At 70.2% G+C, this 20,719-nt stretch carries 16 protein-coding genes; 6 read left to right on the top strand and 10 right to left on the bottom strand.

What is annotated here, in order from left to right; all coding sequences use genetic code 11:
• Nucleotides 1-7 precede the first annotated feature (7 nt).
• The 9 genes from ACIRRY_RS40915 to ACIRRY_RS40875 form a co-directional block, all read right to left on the bottom strand.
• Nucleotides 8-319, bottom strand: a complete 312-nt coding sequence (locus tag ACIRRY_RS40915) for a type II toxin-antitoxin system PemK/MazF family toxin (protein WP_403983542.1) — start codon at nucleotides 317-319, stop codon at nucleotides 8-10.
• Complete coding sequence (locus tag ACIRRY_RS40910; RefSeq protein ID WP_329241748.1) at nucleotides 316-501, bottom strand: hypothetical protein; 186 nt, start codon at nucleotides 499-501, stop codon at nucleotides 316-318. The genes ACIRRY_RS40915 and ACIRRY_RS40910 overlap by 4 nt, the downstream gene beginning before the upstream one ends.
• A 155-nt stretch (nucleotides 502-656) precedes the next feature.
• Nucleotides 657-1,799, bottom strand: a complete 1,143-nt coding sequence (locus tag ACIRRY_RS40905; RefSeq protein WP_403983540.1) for a glycoside hydrolase family 19 protein — start codon at nucleotides 1,797-1,799, stop codon at nucleotides 657-659.
• 86 nt (nucleotides 1,800-1,885) lie between these two features.
• The gene (locus tag ACIRRY_RS40900) at nucleotides 1,886-2,704 is read right to left on the bottom strand and encodes a ricin-type beta-trefoil lectin domain protein (RefSeq protein WP_403983538.1); all 819 of its coding nucleotides are present in this window, start codon (nucleotides 2,702-2,704) and stop codon (nucleotides 1,886-1,888) included.
• A gap of 1,019 nt (nucleotides 2,705-3,723) precedes the next feature.
• Nucleotides 3,724-4,572, bottom strand: coding sequence for a carbohydrate ABC transporter permease (locus ACIRRY_RS40895; RefSeq protein ID WP_403983536.1), 849 nt, complete (start codon nucleotides 4,570-4,572; stop codon nucleotides 3,724-3,726).
• Entirely contained in the window at nucleotides 4,562-5,527 is a 966-nt protein-coding gene (locus ACIRRY_RS40890) for a carbohydrate ABC transporter permease (RefSeq protein WP_403983534.1), read from the bottom strand. Before ACIRRY_RS40890 ends, ACIRRY_RS40895 begins: the two co-directional genes overlap by 11 nt.
• Entirely contained in the window at nucleotides 5,524-6,786 is a 1,263-nt protein-coding gene (locus ACIRRY_RS40885; protein ID WP_403983532.1) for an extracellular solute-binding protein, read from the bottom strand. The genes ACIRRY_RS40890 and ACIRRY_RS40885 overlap by 4 nt, the downstream gene beginning before the upstream one ends.
• Nucleotides 6,787-6,822: 36 nt before the next feature.
• Entirely contained in the window at nucleotides 6,823-8,418 is a 1,596-nt protein-coding gene (locus ACIRRY_RS40880; RefSeq protein ID WP_403983530.1) for an FAD-dependent oxidoreductase, read from the bottom strand.
• Nucleotides 8,419-8,423: 5 nt separating this feature from the next.
• Nucleotides 8,424-9,473 carry a LacI family DNA-binding transcriptional regulator gene (locus ACIRRY_RS40875; protein WP_403983528.1) on the bottom strand — a complete coding sequence of 350 codons (1,050 nt, stop codon included), beginning with the start codon at nucleotides 9,471-9,473 and terminating at the stop codon, nucleotides 8,424-8,426.
• Nucleotides 9,474-9,642: 169 nt separating this feature from the next.
• On the opposite strand from ACIRRY_RS40875, the gene ACIRRY_RS40870 reads away from it, so the two are divergent.
• The 6 genes from ACIRRY_RS40870 to ACIRRY_RS40845 all read left to right on the top strand — a co-directional run bounded on the left by ACIRRY_RS40870 (nucleotide 9,643) and on the right by ACIRRY_RS40845 (nucleotide 19,043).
• Nucleotides 9,643-11,985 carry a hypothetical protein gene (locus ACIRRY_RS40870; RefSeq protein WP_403983527.1) on the top strand — a complete coding sequence of 781 codons (2,343 nt, stop codon included), beginning with the start codon at nucleotides 9,643-9,645 and terminating at the stop codon, nucleotides 11,983-11,985.
• A gap of 53 nt (nucleotides 11,986-12,038) precedes the next feature.
• Complete coding sequence (locus ACIRRY_RS40865) at nucleotides 12,039-13,685, top strand: glycoside hydrolase family 13 protein (protein ID WP_403983525.1); 1,647 nt, start codon at nucleotides 12,039-12,041, stop codon at nucleotides 13,683-13,685.
• Nucleotides 13,686-14,005: 320 nt separating this feature from the next.
• Nucleotides 14,006-14,380, top strand: coding sequence for a hypothetical protein (locus ACIRRY_RS40860; RefSeq protein ID WP_403983523.1), 375 nt, complete (start codon nucleotides 14,006-14,008; stop codon nucleotides 14,378-14,380).
• A gap of 206 nt (nucleotides 14,381-14,586) precedes the next feature.
• Nucleotides 14,587-14,946: an ArsR/SmtB family transcription factor gene (locus ACIRRY_RS40855; protein WP_403983521.1), complete on the top strand. Its 360-nt coding sequence runs from the start codon at nucleotides 14,587-14,589 to the stop codon at nucleotides 14,944-14,946.
• 149 nt (nucleotides 14,947-15,095) lie between these two features.
• Nucleotides 15,096-17,858, top strand: a complete 2,763-nt coding sequence (locus ACIRRY_RS40850) for an AAA family ATPase (RefSeq protein ID WP_403983519.1) — start codon at nucleotides 15,096-15,098, stop codon at nucleotides 17,856-17,858.
• A 135-nt stretch (nucleotides 17,859-17,993) separates the two neighbouring features.
• Nucleotides 17,994-19,043, top strand: coding sequence for a hypothetical protein (locus tag ACIRRY_RS40845; RefSeq protein WP_403983517.1), 1,050 nt, complete (start codon nucleotides 17,994-17,996; stop codon nucleotides 19,041-19,043).
• 110 nt (nucleotides 19,044-19,153) lie between these two features.
• On the opposite strand, the gene ACIRRY_RS40840 is transcribed toward ACIRRY_RS40845, so the two are convergent.
• Entirely contained in the window at nucleotides 19,154-20,704 is a 1,551-nt protein-coding gene (locus ACIRRY_RS40840; protein WP_403983515.1) for a carboxylesterase/lipase family protein, read from the bottom strand.
• Nucleotides 20,705-20,719 lie beyond the last annotated feature (15 nt).

The raw sequence follows: 20,719 nt of genomic DNA, 5'->3' as shown, positions 1-20,719 counted from the left end.
CTGGGGTTCACAGGTCGAGGACGGCGCGGAGGGCGTTGTCGACGAGTTCCTGTTGTTCGGGGCCGATGTTGCCGTGCGGTGTGCCGGTCTCGAAGCGGAGGGTGGCGAGCTGGAGGAGGTTGACGGCGACGGCGGAGGCGTCGACCGGAGTGGTCAGGTGCACGCTCATCGCCGTGTCGGGGTGCTGGGCCGGGGCGTGCAGGACCAGGACGACGACGGCGCCGTAGGCGTCGGCGAGTCCGTCGAGGCTGACGACGAGGACGGTGCGGGTGCCTTTGCCGGTGTCGACGTCCCAGACGTCGCCCTTGCGGATGATCACAGGGCGTCGCCTTCGCCCGCCAGGTCGAGGGGGGCGATGGAGGCGAGTTTGCGTGCGGCGTCGAGGGTCATCTGGCGGCGTACGGCTCGCACGATGTAGTCGTTCAGGGACGAGGCGCCGGCAGCGGCGTCGCGCAGTTGTTTGTCCATGGCGTCGGGAATGCGCAGGGTGATGGCAGTCATGACACCAATTCTAGTGGCAAGAGTGCCGTCATGGGTGTTGTCGAGAATTTCCGGGGCCGGAGCCGCTGAGCCGGGCTTGTGGTTGTAGAGGTGTGGTGCGCGGGCCGGTGCACTGATGAACCGGCCCGCGCGTCGGGCGGGCATGGGGGCGAGCGTCAGCAGTAGAGGTTGCTGCCGGGGCTGACGCCGAGGATGGAGGTGAAGCGGTTGTAGGCGTCGACGCGGCTCTGGACCTGCGCGGGGTTGCGTCCGTCGCATTCGAGGGAGCCGTTGATGGAGCGGATGGTCTGGCCGAAGCCGGCGCCGTTGACCATGGCGTTGTGCGGGGTCATCGTGCCCGGGCCTGACTGGGTGTTCCAGTACCAGAGGCCGGTCTTCCAGGCGACGGCCGAGTCGTTCTGCACCAGCCAGGGGTTGTTGAGCAGATCGATGCCCAACGCGTCACCGGCGGCCTTGTAGTTGAAGTTCCAGGACAGCTGTATCGGGCCGCGCCCGTAGTAGGCGGCCTGACCCGCCGGGCAGCCGTACGACTGGCTCGCGTCGCAGTAGTGGGGGTAGTTGGCGGTGTTCTGCTCGACGACGTAGACCAGTCCGCCGGTCTCGTGGTTGACGTTGGCGAGGAAGGCGGCGGCCTCCTGCTTCTTCGTGGTGTCGCTGCCGGTCTTGGCGAAGCCGGGGTAGGCGGACAGGGCGGCGGTCAGGCCCTGGTAGGTGTAGAAGCCGTTCCGGCTCGGGAACATCTGGTTGAACTGGGCCTCGCTGACGACGAAGCCGGACGGGGTGGTGCCGCCGCCGCTGGCGGGGGCGCTCCACTTCTGGTTGGCGCCGCCGGAGCAGGTCCAGATCTGGAGCCGGGTGCCGTTGGCCGAGTTGTTGCCCGTGACGTCCAGGCACTTGTTGGCCTGCGGGTTGACGATGTCGTTCGCCGAACTGACGGCCCACTTCTGAGCGGCCGAGCCGTTGCAGTCGTAGAGCTGGACCGTCGTACCGTCCGCCGTGCCGCCGGAGGTCACGTCCAGACACTTGCCGAGCGCGCGCAGTGTTCCGTCACCGGGGTTGGACCAGGTCTGGGCGCTGGTGCCGTTGCAGTCGTAGAGCTGAACGGCGGTCCCGTTGGCGGAGTTCGCCCCGGCGACGTCGACGCACTTTCCGGCCAGACCGGTGATCCGGCCGTCCGCAGCGCGGGCGGGGGAGATGGTGAACAGGGCGGACAGGGCCGCGGCGAGCAGCATGACGAGAGTCAGTCTGCTCAGGGTCGTGAGTCTGCGGAGACTTGGTGTCAAGTGGGGGGTGACCATGGGTCTTTGCTCCTGTGGTTGGGGGGTGGACGGGGGTGATCGGCCCGCATCGGTCGTCGCCGCGCGAGTCGGGCGTGCCGTAGCCGTCAGCCCAGAACGGTCTGGGTGACGACGAAGTGTCCGGCGTCCGGGTCGAGGACGCCTCCGAGGCGGCTGAAGGCGCCGTCGGTGAGATCGAGGCACTTCGGTTCCTGCGGGGTCTGGGCGAACGTCCCGCGGTCGTTGATCCGTACGGTCAGGGAGCGGCCGTTGGTGACATTGGTGACCTGGACCCGTGTACCGAAGGGGAGTTGGGGCTGGCGTGAGAGCGAAGTGGCCGCGGTGTCCGCGTTGTTGTCGAAGACCTCGCCGCTGGCCGTGAGGGCACCCGCGGGCTGGGGACCGTAGTGCGTGGCCCAGCACTGCTCCCCGGACTGGGGCGCGGGGGCGTTCCACTTCTGGTTGGCGCCGCCGGAGCAGGTCCAGATCTGGATGCGCGCCCCGTTGGCGGAGGAGTTGTCGGAGACGTCGAGGCACTTGTTCGCGGCCGGGTTGACGATGTCGTTCGCGGCGGTGACGGTCCAGCGCTGGTTCACACCGCCGCCGCAGGTCCACAGCTGGACCTTGACGCCGTCGGCGGTCGAACTACCGGTGACGTCCAGGCATTTGCCCAGGGCGCGGACGGTGCTGTCCGTGCCGACCGTCCACTGCTGGGCGCCGGTGGCGTTGCAGTCGTAGAGCTGAACCGGTGTGCCGTCGGCGGAGTTGGCTCCGGCGACGTCGAGGCACTTGCCGGCGAGGCCGGTGATCGACCCGGTCGCCGCGGCGGCCGGCACCGCGGTGAGGAGGGCGATCAGCAGGGTCAGGAGGGCGAGGACGGGGGTGCCGCGTAACGCGATGCGGGGGAGGGGGGAGCGGGTGGTCATGGGGGAGTGGGGCCCTTTCGAGCGGGTCGGCGCACGCGGAGGAGGGCGCCGGTTCCAACTGGGCGCTAGCCGAAGGGAATTGACCACTCGAAAGTAAAAGTCTAGACCAATTTGGTCAAGGTGTGTGCATGACAGCGTTTGGCGGCGCCGCTCCTGCGCCGCTCATGGCGCTGATTACGTTCATGACACTTGTCATCGACAGTCGTGACCGATGGCATCGGTGGTGGGGCCGACCGGCGTCAGGAATCTGAGCATGACCAGGTACCAGCATCAGGAGCACCAGGCAGGAGAGCCGGCACCGCAACCCGCTTGGAGCGCCGGCGGCAGTCGGAACCGTGGCGAGCGCATCGTCCGCTGTCGCGTCGCCGCTGGCCCCGCCCCGGTGTCTCGTGCTGCCCGCGCCGACGGGGCGGCATGCGATCGGCATCCACATCCTGCGGTTGGTGGACTGTTTTCGTCGTGACCCGTGGGTGCCGTCCAAACCCGTACGCGAGTTCATGGTCCAGATCTGGTATCCGGCCGAGCGCGCCGACGACCGGCGCCGCGCCCCGTGGACGACACCGGCGGCGGCCCGTCACTATCCGGAGTTCCGGCTTGCTGCCCGCCGGGTATGTCGTCCTCCCGACCACCCACGCGGCACTCGACGCCGCCGCGCGCAGAGCCGGTGGCGCGGTGCACGCGGTGGCGTTCAGCCCCGGCCGTTGCGGACCGCGTACGGGATCTTGAGACCGCGAGCAGCCCATGGCAGGCTCATCCCGCATGATCGATGAGTTCGCGAAGGAGAACTCGCAGGGGAGAGAGACTGCGGCGGGACCGCAAAGGGCACCTGCCGCTGTCGATCAAGCAGAAGACCGGCCTGGCCGGCAATCAGTGCTTCACCGACGCCAGGACGCCGCGATCCGGCGACCGCACCGCGACTCCGTCGGCATCCACCCTCGGCGGGCCCGCACCACGGTGGGACAACTGGACCCGCACCACCGTCGGAACGCGGGACACCTGGACCGTCGGCGTCCCGGTATTCATTTGAGGCCGGAGTGGGAGAGGCCCTCGATGAAGTGGCGCTGGGCCAGGACGAAGACGATCAGCATCGGCAGGACGGTCATGGTGGCCGCGGCGAGTTGGGTGTTCCACATCGGACCGCCGTAGGAGTCGGCGAAGCGGGTGAGGGCCTGCGGGAGGGTGAAGAGGTCCGGCGAGGTGATGTAGACCGTGGGTTCCAGGTAGAGGTTCCAGGAGGCGAGGAACGTCAGGATCGCCACCGCCGACAGGGCCGGCCTGGCCAGCGGCAGAGAGATCCGCCACCAGATCGCGGGGCGGCCGAGGCCGTCGAGGCGGCCGGCCTCCTCCAGTTCGACGGGGAGGGCGATGAAGAACTGCCGCATGATGAACGTGGCCAGCACACATGGTCCGGCCAGTGCGGTCACCAGGATCAGCGGCCAGTGCGTGTTGATCAGGCCGGCCGACTTGAAGAGTTGGAACAGCGGCACGATCGTCACTTCGCTCGGTACCAGCATCCCGGTCAGCACCACCAGGAACAGCGCGTTGGCGCCGGGGAAGCGGATCCGGGCGAAGGCGTACCCGGCCAGACCGGACACCAGGAGAGTGATCAGTGTGACCAGGACGGCGATGTAGACGCTGTTGAAGTACTGCCGGGCGAAGGGCTGGAAGGTGAATGCCTCGCGGTACGCGGACAGGGTCGGCGAGTCGGTCCACAGCGACGGCGGGGACTTGAAGATTTCCGCCAGTGGTTTCACCGACGCGGCGACCATCCAGATCGTCGGCACCACGAACGGGATCGCCAGCACGCCCAGCGCGATCAGCAGAAGTACCGAACGGGCCCTGGCGGTCGGGACTCTGTCAGTCCTCATAGAACACCCACTTACGGCGCAGCTGCCATTGCAGCAAGGTGAGCAGCATGACGAACGACAGCAGCATCAGGGCCAGCGTCGAGCCGTAGCCGATGTCGTTGAACTCGAAGGCCTGCTGGAAGACGTAGTAGACGAGGACCGTGGTGGACAGGCCGGGGCCGCCACCGGTCAGGACGGCGATCTGGGCGAAGGACTGCAATGCCCCGGCCACCGTGACGATGACGGTCAGCAGCACCGTCGGGGAGATCATCGGCAGCGTGATCCGGGTGAAGAGGGTGCGGCTGCTCGCGCCGTCGATGCGGGCGGCCTCGTACAGTTCCCGCGGCACACCCTGGAGGGCCGCCAGGAACAGCACCATGTTGACCCCGACGCTGCGGACCACCTGGGAGACGATCACCGAGACCATCGCGGTGTCGCCCTCCTGGAGCCAGTTCGGTCCGTCGATTCCGACGGTGCCCAGCAGGCCGTTGATGCCGCCGTTGTCCTGGAGGAGGAAGCCCCAGACCAGGGTCCAGGCGACCACGGAGACCACCACCGGAGAGAAGAACAGCGTCCGGAACACCGTGACACCGCGGAACTTCCGGTTGAGCAGGACGGCGATCAGTAGCCCGAGTGTGACGTTGAGGATCACCACCCCGACGGAGAAGAGCACTGTCGCCAGGAGCACCTTGGGCAGTTGCGGGTCGTGGGCCAGGGCCGCGTAGTTCGCGCCGCCGACGAAGGTCTGCTTGCCGGTGAAGACGTTCCGCTTGTTGAGGCTGTACCAGATCGCCATGCCGACCGGCAGCAGCACGAACACCGCCACCCCGACGAGCTGCGGCAGGACGAACAGATAGCCGGTCAGGACGTCCCGACGGCGGGTGGTCCAGAAGGCCGGGCCCACCGGCCCCGACGGTCGCGCGGTCTCGACCGCGGACTTCACAACCGCCCGCTCGGCGGCTCGTGTCCCGCTCACTTTTCCAGAATCGGATCGATCGCGGCGCACACCGACTTCAGGACGGCCGGGATGTCGGCATCGGCGTGCCACATGGCGTCGAGCGCCGTCTTGCCCTTCTGCGCGATCTCCGCCGGGCTGGTGTGGTTCGGCAGCGTGACGGCGCCCGGCAGCTGGTCGACCACCGCGGCCTGGAGCTGGTCGGCCTTGAGGACCTTGTTGTTCGCGGCGAGCTTGTCCCCAGTCAGCAGCGACTTCCGGGGCGGCGGGAAGTACTGGGCGAGCTTGGCGGCGTTCTCCGGATCGGTCAGGTACGCGAGGAAGTCCGCGGCCTGCTTCGGGTGCTTGCTGGAGGCCAGGACGCCCATCCCGGCCTGGCCGAGGACGGAGTACTTGCCCTTGGGACCCGCGGGCAGCGGGTACAGGCCGAACTTGAACGAGCCGGTCAGCAGCGAGGCGCGGGAGACCTGCGCGACCGTGAAGGCGGCGTCGCCGGCGAAGAAGTCGGCGGTGGTGCCGGGGCCAGGCATCGCCTTGGTCTTGAACGCCGCGTCGTGCAGGAAGGTGAACGCCTGCTGCATCTCCGGGCTGTCGAAGGTGCAGGTCTTGCCGTCCGCGCTCCACGCCGACGCGCCCCAGCCGGTCCACACGGTGGCCAGCGTGTTCCACGCCTTGTAGTCGAAGTCACGGACGACGAAACCGGCCTTGCCCGTCTTCGCGTGCACGGCCGCTCCGGCCGCTGCGACCTTGTCCCAGGTCAGGGTGGCCGGATCGATCTTCTGCCCGGCCTTGGCCAGCAGGTCGGTGTTCACGTAGAGGGCGAACGGAGAGTTGGAGAACGGGTAGGCGTACAGCGTGCCGTCGTGGCTGTACTCCGCCGTCGCGCTGCCGAGCAGGTCGTCGTACTTCCAGCCGGGGGTCGCCTTGAACGTGTCGGTCAGCCCGAGGAGTGCGTCGGAGGCGATGAGGTCCCGCGACAGGTCGCCCATCCACGCGAGGTCCGGGGCGTTGCCGCCGGCGATCTGGGTGGTGAGCGTCGTGTTGTAGTCGGCGAACGGGAGACTCTCGAAGGTGATCTTCGCGACGTCGGGGTGGTCGGCCCGGTAGGCGGCGGCGATGCTGTCGAACAGCTTCAACTGGGCCTTGTCCGCGGTCCAGACCGTCATCCGCAGCTCGACGGCCTTGTCCGAGGTGCCGGTCGACGACCCGCCGCAGGCCGCGGTCAGCGCGAGGACCGTCGTCAGGGCGACGGCGCTCAGCGCCTTTCTGGTTCCGATCATGGGTGGGTTCCTTTCACGTGCGGGTGCCGGTCCGGCTCAGTAGCCGACGACCTCGGGCCAGTGGAGTTCGACGCCGGCCTCGACCAGGCGGCGTTGGAACTGCTCGACGAGTGCGGGTTCGGCGGCGACCTGCCGCGGGCTCAGCCCGCGGTCGAGGCAGAACGCGGCCAGCTCGCCCGCGGACTCGCCGATGTTCCACTCGACCGGGTGGAGCCGGTAGGCGCCGTTGGTGATGTGGGTGGTGCCGATGTTCTTGGCGGCGGGGATCAGGTTCTGGGTCCGGACCGGGACCAGGGCGCCCAGCGGGATCTCGAACGGCGCCGACTCGACGTCGATGTAGTTGTCGCCCCCGGTGGAGGGGTGCAGGTCGATCCGGTACATCCCCACCCCGACGGACGCGTCGAAGCGGGCCGGCCCGCCGTACCCTCGGGCCTTCACCGAGATGTCCTGTTCGCGGACGGTCGTCAGTGCCTTGATACGGCGGGATTCGCGGATGTACGGAGCCTGCGCGAAGCCGTCGTCGGTGCCCACGAGGTCCCCGCGCAGCCGCAGTCCCGGCCAGCCCCGGCCGCCGTCGGGACGGGGCGCCTCCGTCTGAAGCCAGTGGACGTAGGCCCGGGACTGGGCCTTCGCCGCCGCCAGGTGCCGCTCTCGTTCGTCGGTGTCGATGACCGAGCCGCCGACATAGTCCAGTTGGGGCCAGTTGGCCAGCACGATGTCGCTGTCGTACAGGCCGTCGGCGAAGGTCTGACGGGCGGCGATCCGCCGGAACTGCCACAGGTCCCGGTCCCCGGCGTCGAAGCGCGGATCGCCGGAGACGTCCTGCTCCGGATTGACGACCATGGTGCGCCGTTCCGGAACGAGGGTGCGCGGATCGGGCGCGGTGAACGACAGCATCGGCGCGCCCCAGTAGGGCAGTTCGAAGGAGCGCCACTCGTCGTAGTCGTCGGGCCGGGCGATCGTGTGGTCCCCGGGGACGTGGTCGAAGACGAAACACCAGGCGATCGACTGCACGTTGGCCGGGTCGGCGACATCGGGGGCGCTCGGCTCGCCGGTGTCGGACCGCGCCTCGGCGCCGACGACGTACTCGGTGCCGGTCAGCGGCAGCAGGTCACCGGTCTCGGTGCCGTCCAGCACGAACTCCGCGGTGATCAGGCTCTGTTGCCCGGTCCGCGGATCGGCGACCGTGACCGAGCGGACCACCCCGTCGACGGTCTCGGCCGCGACCGGGACCGCGGGCTGCAGGACGGTCAGCCGGCCGCTCGACCGGTACGGCGCGAGGAGGGCCTCGATCACCGCGAGCGCCACCCTCGGTTCGTGGCAGAGCCGGCTCACCCGGCCGCGCCCCGGGTTGAGTTCACGGTCCGCGCGGGCCTCGTCCGAGAGCGGGTAGTGGTCCCGGTAGTAGCGGCGGATGTTCTCCCGCAGGGTGCGGTAGCGGGCCGTCACGCCGAACTGCTCCACCCAGATGTGCTCGTCCGGTGGCACCGCCTGGGACGTCAACTGCCCGCCCAGCCAAGGGAATTCCTCGGTCAGCACCACGCGATGCCCACGCTGGAGCAGGGCGAGAGCGGCCGCCACCGAGCCGAGCCCGCCGCCTATGACCGCCACCTCGGCGGCGACATTGTTCACGACGGTCACGACAGCCCCGCCGACCGGGCGGCGATGGTGTCGCCCGCTTCGACCTCGGCCACCAGGAGCCGCTGGGTGTCCAGACCCGCCCACTCCTGCGGGTCCGTGGTGATCAACTGCTGGAGCAGCCCGAGTGCTTCGGCGGCGACCCGAGCGCGCGGCACGTGAAAGCCCGACAGCGCCCGTCCGTCGGTGCGATGACCCCGCACCTCACCGAACGCGGCGACCGAGATCTCGCCGGGCACGTCCACCCCGGCTTCGACCAGCGAGAGGACGACGTCCTCGGTGAGGAAGGCGTCCTCGGCGATGATCAGCGTGGCGCCAGTCGCCCGGGCCAGCCGGGGCAGATCGGCGACGCGCTCCTCGCCCACCAGCATGAACGCCATACGGCCCGCCGCCGAAGCGGTCTCGACCGCGCCGCGCCGGTCCCTCGCGGTCGCGGTGTCCCGGCCGCGGTGCACATACAGGGCCTGGCGGTGTCCGCTGTCCGCGGCCAGGTCGATGAGGGCGTGCGCCGGAGTGACGTAGTCGACGCCGACGTACGGGACGGGCGCGGTCGTCTCGTCCCTGCGGCCGACCGCGACGAACGGGAACTGCTCGGCGACCAGGCGTTCCAGTTCGGAGCCGAGCATCTGCTGGCCGAGCAGGACACAGCCGTCGGTGAGCCGCAGCCGGGTCTTGCGGTGGAACAGACTGCGGGTGCCGTTCTCCACCGGCGAGGACGTGAAGAGCAGCAGATCCCAGCCGATCTCCTCGGCCGCACGCTCGATGCCGTTCAGCAGCGGGCCGTAGAAGTCGAGGCTCTCCGGCGACAGGGCTGCCTCGTAGGTGAAGACGCCGATGATCTGGTTGTCCAGACCTGCCAGCCGGCGGGCCGCCGGATCGGCTACGTACGTCGCCTCCTCGATCGCCCGCCTGACCCGCGCCCGGGTCTCCTCCGGGATACGCACGTTCGTGCCGTCACGGTCGTTCAGCACGAGCGAGACGGTGGTCTGACTGACCCCCGCGATCTCGGCGATCTCGCGCTGGGTGACTCGGCGCGGCTTCGTTGGCATCGATCCTCCGTTGATAATGCGTAACTTCAGCGGACGTCGGTGACGTTAAACCGCCCGAAACAAAAGCGCAATACCCCTTGACCAACAGCATGTCCGATTGAGACCGTCCGTGTCACGCCGTTGAAGATACGCATTATCAGGACGGCTCTCGGCCAGACAGGAGCAGACGATGACACCCTCAGATGCCCAAGGCGCTCAAGGGCCCCACCTCAGCCGTCGCGGTCTTCTCGGCGCGGTCCTCGCCGCCGGCGTCGTACTGATCACCGAGCGCACCGCCGTGACGGCCCACGCCGCGGACGGAGATGTCACCCTCAGCGCGGGCGGGATCAGCCTGCTGGCGAGCGTCGGCGGACGGCTCGCCATCCGGGACACGGCCGGTGTCACGCGCAGCGCCGGGTCGAAGTTCCAGATCAAGGACCAGCTCACCGGCATCCACCTGTCGACCGGCGGCACCCCCGCCCTGTCCGCCCTGGCGGACGGGACACCGGCGATCCGGATGGACTACGTCTTCGACGCGGCCGCCGGGGCGGTCACCGTCACCGGCTGGTTCAGCGTGAGCACCGGGCACGCCCGGCTGGAGTGGCGGATCACCGGCCCGGACACCCTGCTGCCGGACGGCTTCCTGTTCAGCCGGGCGATCCAGGCGCCGACCGAACCCGACGACTACCTCGCGATCGCCGAATGGGTACGGGACTCCGGCGGCGGTATCCCCTACGAGGAACCCGCAGGCGTCGCCCACACCTCGACCTGGGGCGGCCTGCACGGGCTGTTCCTGCTGGACCGCTCACGCCAGGCCTGGACGAACACCACCTGGATCCACGCACCGGGATCGGCCGACCCGGCCGGCGGCTGGACCAGCGGCGCCGACTTCTTCTTCTCCGCGACCAGAACGTCGGCCACCGCCACCATCGGCCGAGGCGTCGAACTCGGCCTGGAGCTGACCACCGACAGCGACTTCAACCTGTACGACACCCCCGGCGAGTCCATGCAGCTCACCGCCCTCGTCGCCAACGGCGGTGCCGCGCGTACGGCCGAACTGGAGCTGTCGGTAAGGGACTTCGACGGCGCGCTGCTGACCGCGACCACAGTGGCCGGCAGCATCGGCGCGGCCGGCACCTGGCAGCACACCTTCACCGTGCCCGCACCGGCCGCCGGCCTCGTGTTCGCCGAGGTCGTCGTACGGTCCGGGACCGATGAGGCGTTCGCCCGGACCAACCTCGCGACCCTGCCGCCGTTCACCTACCAGGCGGGCACGGACAGCATGTTCGGGATCGCCAACTACCCCTGGCTGCAACGCCCCGGCGCCGACGCCGTGCTCGACCTTTGGCAGCGGACGGGCATCTCGCTGGTCCGTATCGCCTACGACGGCGGCCCGGGCCTGCCGCCCTCGGCGTTCGACGCCCGGGACATGCGCCACAACATCGAACTTCAGCCGTCCCTCGACGCCAACGACACCGACGCGGCGGCCTGGGCGGCCGACAAACTGGCCGTGGCACAGGGCGCCGGAGCCGGGTACTTCGAGGTCGGCAACGAACTGAACCGGCCGTTCAACACCGGAACGGCCGCCCCGTCCTACCTGGACAAGGCGCTGCGCCCGGTCTTCGACCGACGGGCCGTGACCGGCGACACCGTCAAGCTGATGAACAACGGACTCGCAGGGATGGACAAGCCCTGGGTGGAGAACTTCATCGCCGCCGGCGGCTGGGACCTGATCGACGCGTTCGCCTACCACCCCGGCCGCGGCAACTTCACCCCGGACTACATACCGGCGGGCGACGACTGGAGCACCGGCTCGGCGGGCACGTACTGGAACTTCTACGGCGGCCTGAAGCAGCTGAAGGCGCTGATGGCGCAGCACGGCGAGAAGGAGATCTGGCTGACCGAGGCGTACGCGCCGACCAAGCCGAACAGTTGGTGGCACGACACCTACCGACACGCAGCCGAGAACGTCCTCCTCACCCTGGCACTGGCGAAGGCCGAAGGCGTCACCTGCGTGTGCTGGTACCAGTTCCACGACAGCGTGCTGGGCATGCCGCAGATCGCCGATCCGGACAACGTCGAGTACCACTACGGCCTGATGAACCGCGACCTCAGCGCGAAGCCGTCGCTCCTGGCGTACGCGACCGCGGCCCGCGCACTCGACCAGGCCACGTTCCAGGGCCACTTGACCTTCCCCGACCCGGAAACCTTCGGCCTGTGGTTCGCCACCCCCGACGGCCCGGCGGTCGTCCTGTGGAACCGGGCCGACGGCTATCTGCTGAACACCTCCGGCACGCGCACCGACTGGCACTTCCCCGCGCCCGAGGTCTGGACCGACCCCTGGCCGACCAAGGCCCTCCTCACGGTCACCGCGGGCAGCGCCGTACGCGAGCTGGACGCCATCGGCCGCAGCCGCCAACTGCCGACCGCCCAGGGCAAGGTGACGCTCACGCTCGACGGCGCGCCGCGCGTCTTCTACGGCCTGACCCCGGTGGCGGGGCCGGATGCCAACACTCTGGCGGGCTGCTGCTGACGACTGCTCGCCGACCACCCCCGCACCCCCGCGTCCAAGGAGCAATCAGCCACATGTCCGTTCCCGATACCTCCCCGTGGTGGCGCAGCGCTGTCATCTACCAGGTCTACATCCGCAGTTTCGCCGACGGCGATGGCGACGGTGTCGGCGACATCGCCGGCATCCGCTCCCGTCTGCCGTATCTCAAGTCGCTCGGTGTGGACGCCATTTGGATCAACCCCTGGTACAAGTCGCCGATGGCGGACCACGGTTACGACGTGGCCGACTTCCGGGCGATCGACGGTCTGTTCGGCACGGTGGCCGGTGCCGAGCAGCTCATCGCGGAGGCGCATCAGCAGGGGATCCGCGTCATCCCCGACCTGGTCCCGAACCACACCTCGGACCAACACGTCTGGTTCCAGGCGGCTTTGGCGGCGGGCCCGGGCAGCCCGGAGCGGGAGCGATATGTCTTCCGGGCCGGGCGGGGCGAGGGCGGCGCGCTGCCTCCCAACAACTGGGTCTCCGAATTCGGTGGCCCGGCGTGGACCCGGCTGCCCGACGGCGACTGGTATCTGCATCTGTTCGCCCCGCAGCAGCCGGACCTCAACTGGGAACACCCCGACGTGCACGCCGAGTTCGAGGACATCCTGCGGTTCTGGTTCGGGCGGGGTGTGGACGGCTTCCGTATCGACGTCGCCCACGGCCTCGTCAAGCACCCCGAACTGCCCGATGCCCCCGCCCGGTTGGACGCGGCGGACCAGCAGCCCCGGCAACACATCGACCACCCGCACTGGGACCGCGACGAGGTGCACGACATCTACCGCGCCTGGCGCAAGGTCGCCGACGAGTTCGAGGGCGACCGGTGTTTCGTCGCCGAGGCGTGGGCGGACACCCCGGAGCGCCTCGCCGCCTACGTCCGGGAGGGCGCCCTGCACACCGCCTTCAACTTCGACTACCTCATGGCGAGTTGGGACCCGGAGGAGCTGCGCACGGCCATCGACGACTCCCTCACCATGCTCGGTGCCGTCGGCGCGCCCGCCACCTGGGTGCTCTCCAACCACGATGTCGTGCGCCACCCCAGCCGTTACGGCCGCAGCGCCGCCAAGCGGTGGGTCGCCGGCGAGCGCTACGCACCCGTCGGCCCTCTCGATCTCGACCTGGGCACGCGCCGCGCCCGCGCCGCCGCCCTCCTCACTCTCGCCCTCCCCGGTGGCGCCTACATCTACCAGGGCGAGGAACTCGGCCTCCCGGAGGTGGAGGACCTGCCCGAGGACGTCCTCCAGGACCCCATCTGGGAACGCTCCGGACACACCGACGCCGGCCGTGACAGCTGCCGGGTACCCATTCCCTGGGCCGGGCAGCATCCGCCGTACGGCTTCAGTCCCGACCACGCCACCGCCACACCGTGGCTGCCCCAGCCCGTCGGCTGGAGCGGGTTCACCGTCGAGGCGCAGACCGGTGACCCGGCCTCCGTGCTGGAGCTGTACCGAACCGCCCTGCGCCTGCGCCGCGCCCACCCCGCCCTCGGCGACGGCACGTTGACCTGGCTGGACACGCCACCCGGTGTTCTCGCCTTCCGCCGCGACCCCGGCTTCGTGTGCGTGGTCAACCTCTCCGCCGCCCCGTACCCACTCCCCGACGGCTCCTCCGTCCTGCTCGGCAGCGCCTCTGTCGAGGACGGTCTGCTGGCGCCGGACCACACGGTCTGGCTCGACGTCTAGAGAGCCGCGGCGCGGGCACCGGGCCACGTGCCCGCGCCGCGGTTCCCCCTGTCCGCCAGGGTCCGTCCGGTGTTCAACCCCGCCGGCCGGACGGTCCCTGGTTCATTCGTCCGTGGCCCGCTCCTGGTGTTGCGTCAACGTCCGTACCAGGTAGGGCAGTTCTGGTTCCTCAAGAGATCCCTTAGGGCCGCCGTTCGATCGTTGCGAGTCAGTCTCAAAGACACTCTCCGCGAGTCAGGGCCGCTTGCGTACGGTCCGGACGTCGAGGCGGGTCGACAGCACCGGCCCGCCGCAGTCAACGGAACACAAGGGGAGGCACCGTGGCGAGTGTGGAAGTGTCGCTGAAGGAGATGATGGCCGGCGTCGAGGGGGCGTTGGGGGCAGCGGTCGTCGACTACACCAGCGGGATGGCGCTGGGCACGTTGGGCGGCAGCAAGAGTCTGGACCTGACGGTCGCCGCGGCGGGCAACACGGATGTGATCCGCTCCAAGGTGCGCACCATGGAACAGCTGGGCCTCAAGGGCGAGATCGAGGACATCCTGATCACGCTGGACAGCCAGTACCACCTGATCCGCCTGGTCACCGGCCGCAACGGCAACGGACTGTTCCTGTATCTCGTGCTCGACAAGGCCCGCTCGAACCTGGCCATGGCCCGTCACCAACTCAAACGCGTCGAGGGGGCGATCGAGATCTAGCCCGTCCCGACAGGCCGGACCACCCATGCCCCTGATGTGAAGACTTCTTCAACTCACCATGTCCGCATGGTCACAATGTGCGGTCGTACGGTCGGCGGGGCGTGAAGGATCGGCTTCCGAGGGCGGCCTGTGAGGTGGCGGCACTCTCGGGTACCGCCACCTCACGGCGGCCGCATTCCCAACCACCCGGCGAGGAGCGAGCGTCCATGCAGGTCCCCCTCTACCAGGTCAAGGCAGACTTCTTCCGCATGCTCGGGCACCCCGTGCGCATCAGGGTCCTGGAACTCCTCCAGTACGGTCCGGTGTCCGTACGGGACCTGCTCGCCGACATCGAGATCGAGCCCTCCAACCTGTCGCAGCAACTGGCCGTCCTGCGACGCTCCGGGATCGTCGTGTCCACGCGGGAGGGCTCCACCGTCCGCTACGAACTCGCCGGCGGAGACGTCGCCGACCTCCTGCGTGCCGCTCGCCGTATCCTCACCGAACTCCTCACCGGACAGAACCAGATCCTCGCCGAACTCCAGCAGGCGGACGCCTCTCCGCGACCGCTGCCCACACCCCGGTGACCGGCCCCAGGGCCTTCGACGGCTGAAGCCCCGCGAGTTCGACACCTGGACTCTTCGCGCCTTCCTGAGGACGATGCCCGCAGGGGCGGCCGAGGAGGTGAGCCGGGGTGGACCACGGGGGGCCCGCTGTTCGGTCAGGATCGGCGGGAGTGTTCGTCGGGCGTACGGAGAGCCTTGCGCTGCTGGCGGGTGCCCGGGAGCGGGCACGAGCCGGAGTCCCCGCGCGCGTTCTCGTCGAGGGCCCGGCGGGTATCGGCAAGACCGCTCTCGTACGTCATTTCCTGCGCGGTTCCGGGCAAGTGTCGCGGGCCGCGGGCGAGGAGGCCGAGTCCGAGCTGGCCTTCGGTGTGCTGGCGCAGTTGCTGGGCCGACGGGCCCGCTGGCCCGACGCCTCGACGGCGGGAGGGGAACTGCTGGAGGCATGGGACGAGACGCAGCAGACGGACCCGGAGCCCGGGGGAGCGGCAGGGGAACCGGTCGTCGTCGTGGTGGACGACGCCCAATGGGCAGACCGTGCCTCCCTCCAGGCACTCACCTTCGCCCTACGGCGGCTGCGGGCCGACCGGGTGCTGGTGCTGCTGGTCGTACGGGACATCGACGATGCGCGGCTGCCGGGTGGACTGCGGCGGTGCTTCACCGCCGACGATGTCGCGCGGGTCCGGCTCGACGGGCTCGCGCCCACCGAACTGCGCCGACTGGGAAGCGAGTTGGGCGCGGCCGGGCTGACGGCCGGGGCAGCCGATCGGCTGCACGCGCACACCGGGGGCAACCCCCTCCACGTGAGGACCTTGTTGGAGCAGGAAGGCCCCGGGCTGCTGGAGGCGTTGGCGCGGACCGATGTCGCGCCGCCCGCACCCAGGTCGTTCACGGCGCTGGTGCTGGCCCGGCTCGCCGCGATCAGCGCGCCGACCGAGGCACTCGTCTGCGCGGCGGCGGTGCTCGGCGCGCACTGCGGGCTTGCCGAAGCGTGGACGGTGGCCGACGAGAATCCCCAGGTGGCCGACGAGAACCCGCTGGGGGTCGTCGGGGGAGTTGCCCTCGCCGTCCTCGAAGAGGCAGTGCGCGCCGGTCTGTTGACCGAGGCGGCAGGCGATCCGGTCATCCGGTTTCCGCACCCCCTCATGCACGCCGCCGTCTACCACTGGCTCGGTCCCGCACGCCGGGCCGCGCTGCATCTGCGGGCCGCCGCGGTCGTGACGGACGAGGCGCAGCGGCTACGGCACCGGGCGCTCGCGGCGGTCGGGCCCGACCCGGGACTTGCCGGTGAACTGGCCTCTTCGGGGCGAAGGTTGGCCGCCGAGGGTGCCTGGGCCGGAGCGGCGGGGCAACTCGACGCCGCCGCCCGGCTGACCGCGGACACCGAGGCTCAGGAGCGGTGCTCGCTGGAGGCGGTCGAGTGCCGGCTGCTGGCGGGGGACGTGCCGGACGTGGGTGAAGTCGCCGAGCGGATACGGCGGTTCGCGCCCGGCGGGTGGAGAAGCTATCTGCTGGGACGGCTCAGCCTGTTCGACGTGGCGCGTGCCGAGGCGCTGCTCACGGATGCCTGGCACCGCTGCGATCCGGAGGCCGAGCCCGTGCTGGGGGCGCGGATCGCCGGTCAGTTCGCCGCACTTCACGGCAGCATGTCGCACGGAGCCGAGATGGCCGAATGGGCGGATCTGGCGCTGCGTCTCGCGCCGGACGACACCGCCACCGACATGATCCGCTACCTGCGCCTGATCGGGCTCGCGATGAACGGACGGGCCGCGGACACCCTGGCGGCGCTCGGCCCGCTGCCCGATCCGGTCCTCGCGTCCCCCGCGCAGCTGGAGCAACTTCTGGGCCGTGGGAACCTGCGTCCGTTCGTCGGCGATCTCACCGGCGCCGTAAGGGACTTGAGCGGGGTGTTCGGCGCCTGCCGAGGGCGTGCCGCATCGTTCCGGGTGGTCGCCGCGACGGCGCTCGCCTCCGCCGAGTACCGCGTGGGGCGCTGGACCGACGCGCTGGTCCACACCGAGTTCGCCCTGTCGCTCGCCGCCGACACCGATCAGCCGCACATCGCTCTGCACAGCAGGACGCTGGCCGCCCAACTGTGCGCGGCCGGCGGCGCGTTCGCCAAGGCGCAGGCACACGCGTGCGTGGTTCGTGACTACGCCCGAGGCAGTCATGTGAGCCCGGCGCTGGCGGCCGCGCTCGCCGAGGGCTACCTGGCACGCGCCCAGGGCGATCCGGAGGGCGTCGTCGTGGCCCTCGATCCGCTGCTAGCGCTCGGCCCGCGCGGCTCCCTCGAAGAGCCCGGAACCGTGCCGTGGGCGGACCTCCTCTCCGACGCGTGGTCCGCCCTGGGCGAGGAGAAGCGCGCCGCACGGATCCTCGCCCCGTACGAAGTGCTCGCCGCCCGGCGCGGACACCACGAGGCGCTCCTCGTCGCCGCCCGCGCCCGAGGCACGCTCGAATCCGCGCGTGGCGACACCGAAGCCGCCGAGCGCGCCTTCCGGCTGGGACTCAGGCACAGGGCCCATGTCGAGGCCCCCTTCGATCGCGCCCTGCTGCACCTCGCCTACGGCGGCTTCCTGCGGCGCACGGGTAAGCGCACGTCGGCGGCCGAGCAGTTGCAGAGCGCCCGCGGCCTCCTCGCACACCTGGACGCGAAGCCCGATCTGGAGCGCTGCGACAGGGAGTTGGCCGCGTGCGGCCTTCGCCCCGCAAGGGAACACGAGCGGACGTCGGACCTGGCGCTGCTCACCCCGCAGGAGATTGCCGTCGCCCGTCTGGTCGCGTCCGGGCAGACCAACCGGCAGGTGGCGCGCGAACTCGTCATCAGCGTCAAGACCGTCGAGTACCACCTGGGCCGGATCTTCCCGAAACTGGGCGTGGACTCCCGCACCCGTCTCGCGGCCCGGCTCGCGGGCGGCCCCGAACCCCGCTCCTAGGGATACCCCTGGTGCCGCACCCGGGGTGCCGGGCCGGCGCGCGCCGTAGCGTCGGTCGCACTTCGCACCTCGTGAGCCCAAGGGCCGTAGCGGAGGAATCCCACTCACACGCAATCAACCGGGGGATCGACTGTCATGGCCGACAACATCAGTCAGGTAGTGACCGACATACCGCACGCAAAGGTGAAGGCGGTGGCCGAACGCGTCGTGCAGGAACTGAGGCTCGCCGCCGAGAAGGTCGCCGCGCACCACGCCGAGCCCGCCAAGTACCCGATGCCCGAGGACAAGGGCGCCGCGGAACACCTGCTGGCCCAGCGCTTCGACCGGCTGCCCGACGACAAGAAGAAGCGGGCCGCCGACGCGGTCGTCGCCGACCTCAAGGACGTGGCGGGCCGGGCCCGGCGCCTCGGCGACCTGGCCCGGGTCGACCTACGCTCACCGGCATCGGTCGACGCGCAGATCCAGCGGATGCCGTTCCCGGACCGGTTGAGGTTCCCGGCCGACGAACTGAAGAAGCTGCCGTTCCTCCTCCCCGAGGAGCCGCAGACCGACCAGCGGGCCGCGACCGTAGCTCCCGCACTGCACAAGCTGGAACTGCGCATCCAGAGTGTGAAGTGCCTGGCCGAGACGTCGGAACTGGGTTCGGACGAGATCTCTCTCGCGGGGACCAGCGTGGACGAGAGCGGCGACGCTCTGAAGATCAGTCCGTTCGACGTGCGCAGCTTCGACGACGGAGACGTCAAGACGTACGCGCCGCCGAAGCAGTTCCACTGGTTCAACCTCGACGAGGGAGGCGCCTCCTACCCGAAGTCGTACTTCGTCACGCTGGTGCTCGCGGAGGTCGACTTCGGCGGTCTCGCCACCTATGTCGACCGACTCCTGGACATGGTCAGGACGAAGGTCGCCGCCTGTCTCGCCGCTGCCGTCGGTGGGGCGATCGGTGCTTCGGGCGGTGTGCTCGGTATCCTCATCGGCATGGCGGTCGGCGCGGCCGTCGGCTGGGCCTTCGACCAGCTCAAGGGCATCGTCGAGGACGACGTGTTCGCCCCCGTCACCCTCAGCACCGTCATCCCGGCGCTGACCTGCCGCTGGGCAGGCAAGCCCGAAACGGCCGCGGCATCCATCGACTACCGCGGCTTCGGCGGGCACTACCGCGTGACGTACACCTGGCGCATGTTCAACTGAGCGGCATGGCGCCCCTGTTCGGCCGCGGCCGAACAGGGGCGCCATGCCACCCGGGTCGGCCCCTCTGCCGACGGTCACTTGTCGGCCGGGGTGGTCGGCCCGCGCGGTGGTCACCGGCGGGTGTTCCAGAACGCGCAGTGGTGGCGGAGTTCCGCCGTGCGGGTGGGGGCGATGTGGTCTGGTGCCAGGGACAGCACCGTGTGCCGCGACCAGCGCGGGGACGAGGAGCTGTTGGGGTCGGCCGTGCGGGCGAAACGGGTCCAGTAGTCGATCATGGTGTCGGCCAGCCGGTGCTGTGCCTCGGTCAGGTCGCGGGGGCGGCCGCCCAGGTCGAACAGGTAGGTCAGTTCGCTCGCATGCGGTGCGCCGAGCGGGAACGGCGGTGTGCCGGGGGTGAGCGGTGGGGCGTGCTGGTCGGCGAACTCGTAGCGCCAGGTGGGAACTTGAGCGCTGAGCAGGGCGTCGGTGCGCGCCGTCGGACAGGCGAAGTTCGCGTCGCCGATGACCGCGCCGAACACCGGGCCCCCGTCGGTACGGTTCACCGGGTACTCGCGGACGATCGCCTCGGCCTGTCCGGGGGAGGGGAAGAAGGCGGCCACGACGTCGGGCCAGGTGTCGGGGGTGACGGGGTTGTCGGCCTGGATGATCCCGGCGGCCCAGCCGTTGCCTTCGTCGTGGGTGTTGCCGAGGAGGACGGGGACGTGACGGAAGTGGCCCGCGGTGATGGCCGCGGCGGGGTCGTCGGGCAGCAACGGGGTTGCGTAGGCGGGTTGTTGATCGGGTTCCTGAGCCGCGAGAAGGCGGGGGACCTTCACGCGCCGCAGACAGGCGACGACGTCGCGGGCCGCGCCGCAGCCGACCTTCGCCGCGAGGTCCGCGCCCGTGGCGCGCGCCGTGGACAGGGGGACGGAGGACGGAGCGAACGGGCGGTCGGGGTTGCCTGTGCACGGTCCGCTCTCGATGATCGCGCGGTCGAAGAGGCCCGCGGCGGCGGGCGAGGTGAGCTGGGCGCAGACGCTGTAGCCGCCCGCCGACTCACCGGCCAAGGTCACGTTGTGCGTGTCGCCGCCGAAGGTCCCGATCTCGGTGCGGACCCAGCGCAGCGCCGCCTGCTGGTCGGCCAGGCCGAAGGTGCCGGAGCCGGGCAGCGCGCTGTGCGCGAGGAAACCGAGGGCTCCGAGGCGGTAGTCGACGGTGACGACCACGACGTCGCCACGGGTGGCCATGCGGTGGGCGTCGTAGGAGCTGCCCGACCCGGTGGTGAAGCCGCCGCCGTGCAGCCACACGATCACCGGCCGACGGCGTGCGGGTCCCGCGCCGTCGGGCGTGGTGACGTCGAGGTGGAGACAGTCCTCGTCGGTGCTGCCGCCGGGCACCTCGCCGGCCTGCTGGGGGCAGGCGCTCGCGGGCCGCGTCGCGTCACGTACTCCGGGCCAGGGTGCCGCGGGGCGGGGCAGCGCCCAGCGCAAGCTGCCGACCGGGGGCGCCGCGTAGGGGATGCCCTCGAAGGTGCGGTAGCCGTCGTGTGCGGCACCCCGCACCAGTCCGTCGTGGACACGTACCGTGGTGGCCGTGGCCGGCGGGGTCGGTGGTGGGCCGGACCAGGCCGTCGCGAGTACGGCGGTCAGGACACAGCCCAGGGCGGTCAGGACTCGGTGCATGGTCGTCGTCTCCCC

It is taken from the genome of Streptomyces sp. NPDC101776 (assembly GCF_044766845.1).
In the GTDB taxonomy this organism is placed as follows: Bacteria; Actinomycetota; Actinomycetes; order Streptomycetales; family Streptomycetaceae; genus Streptomyces.
The sequence above is the reverse complement of the archived record's forward strand: the minus strand, read 5'-3'. Positions and strand labels throughout refer to the sequence as shown.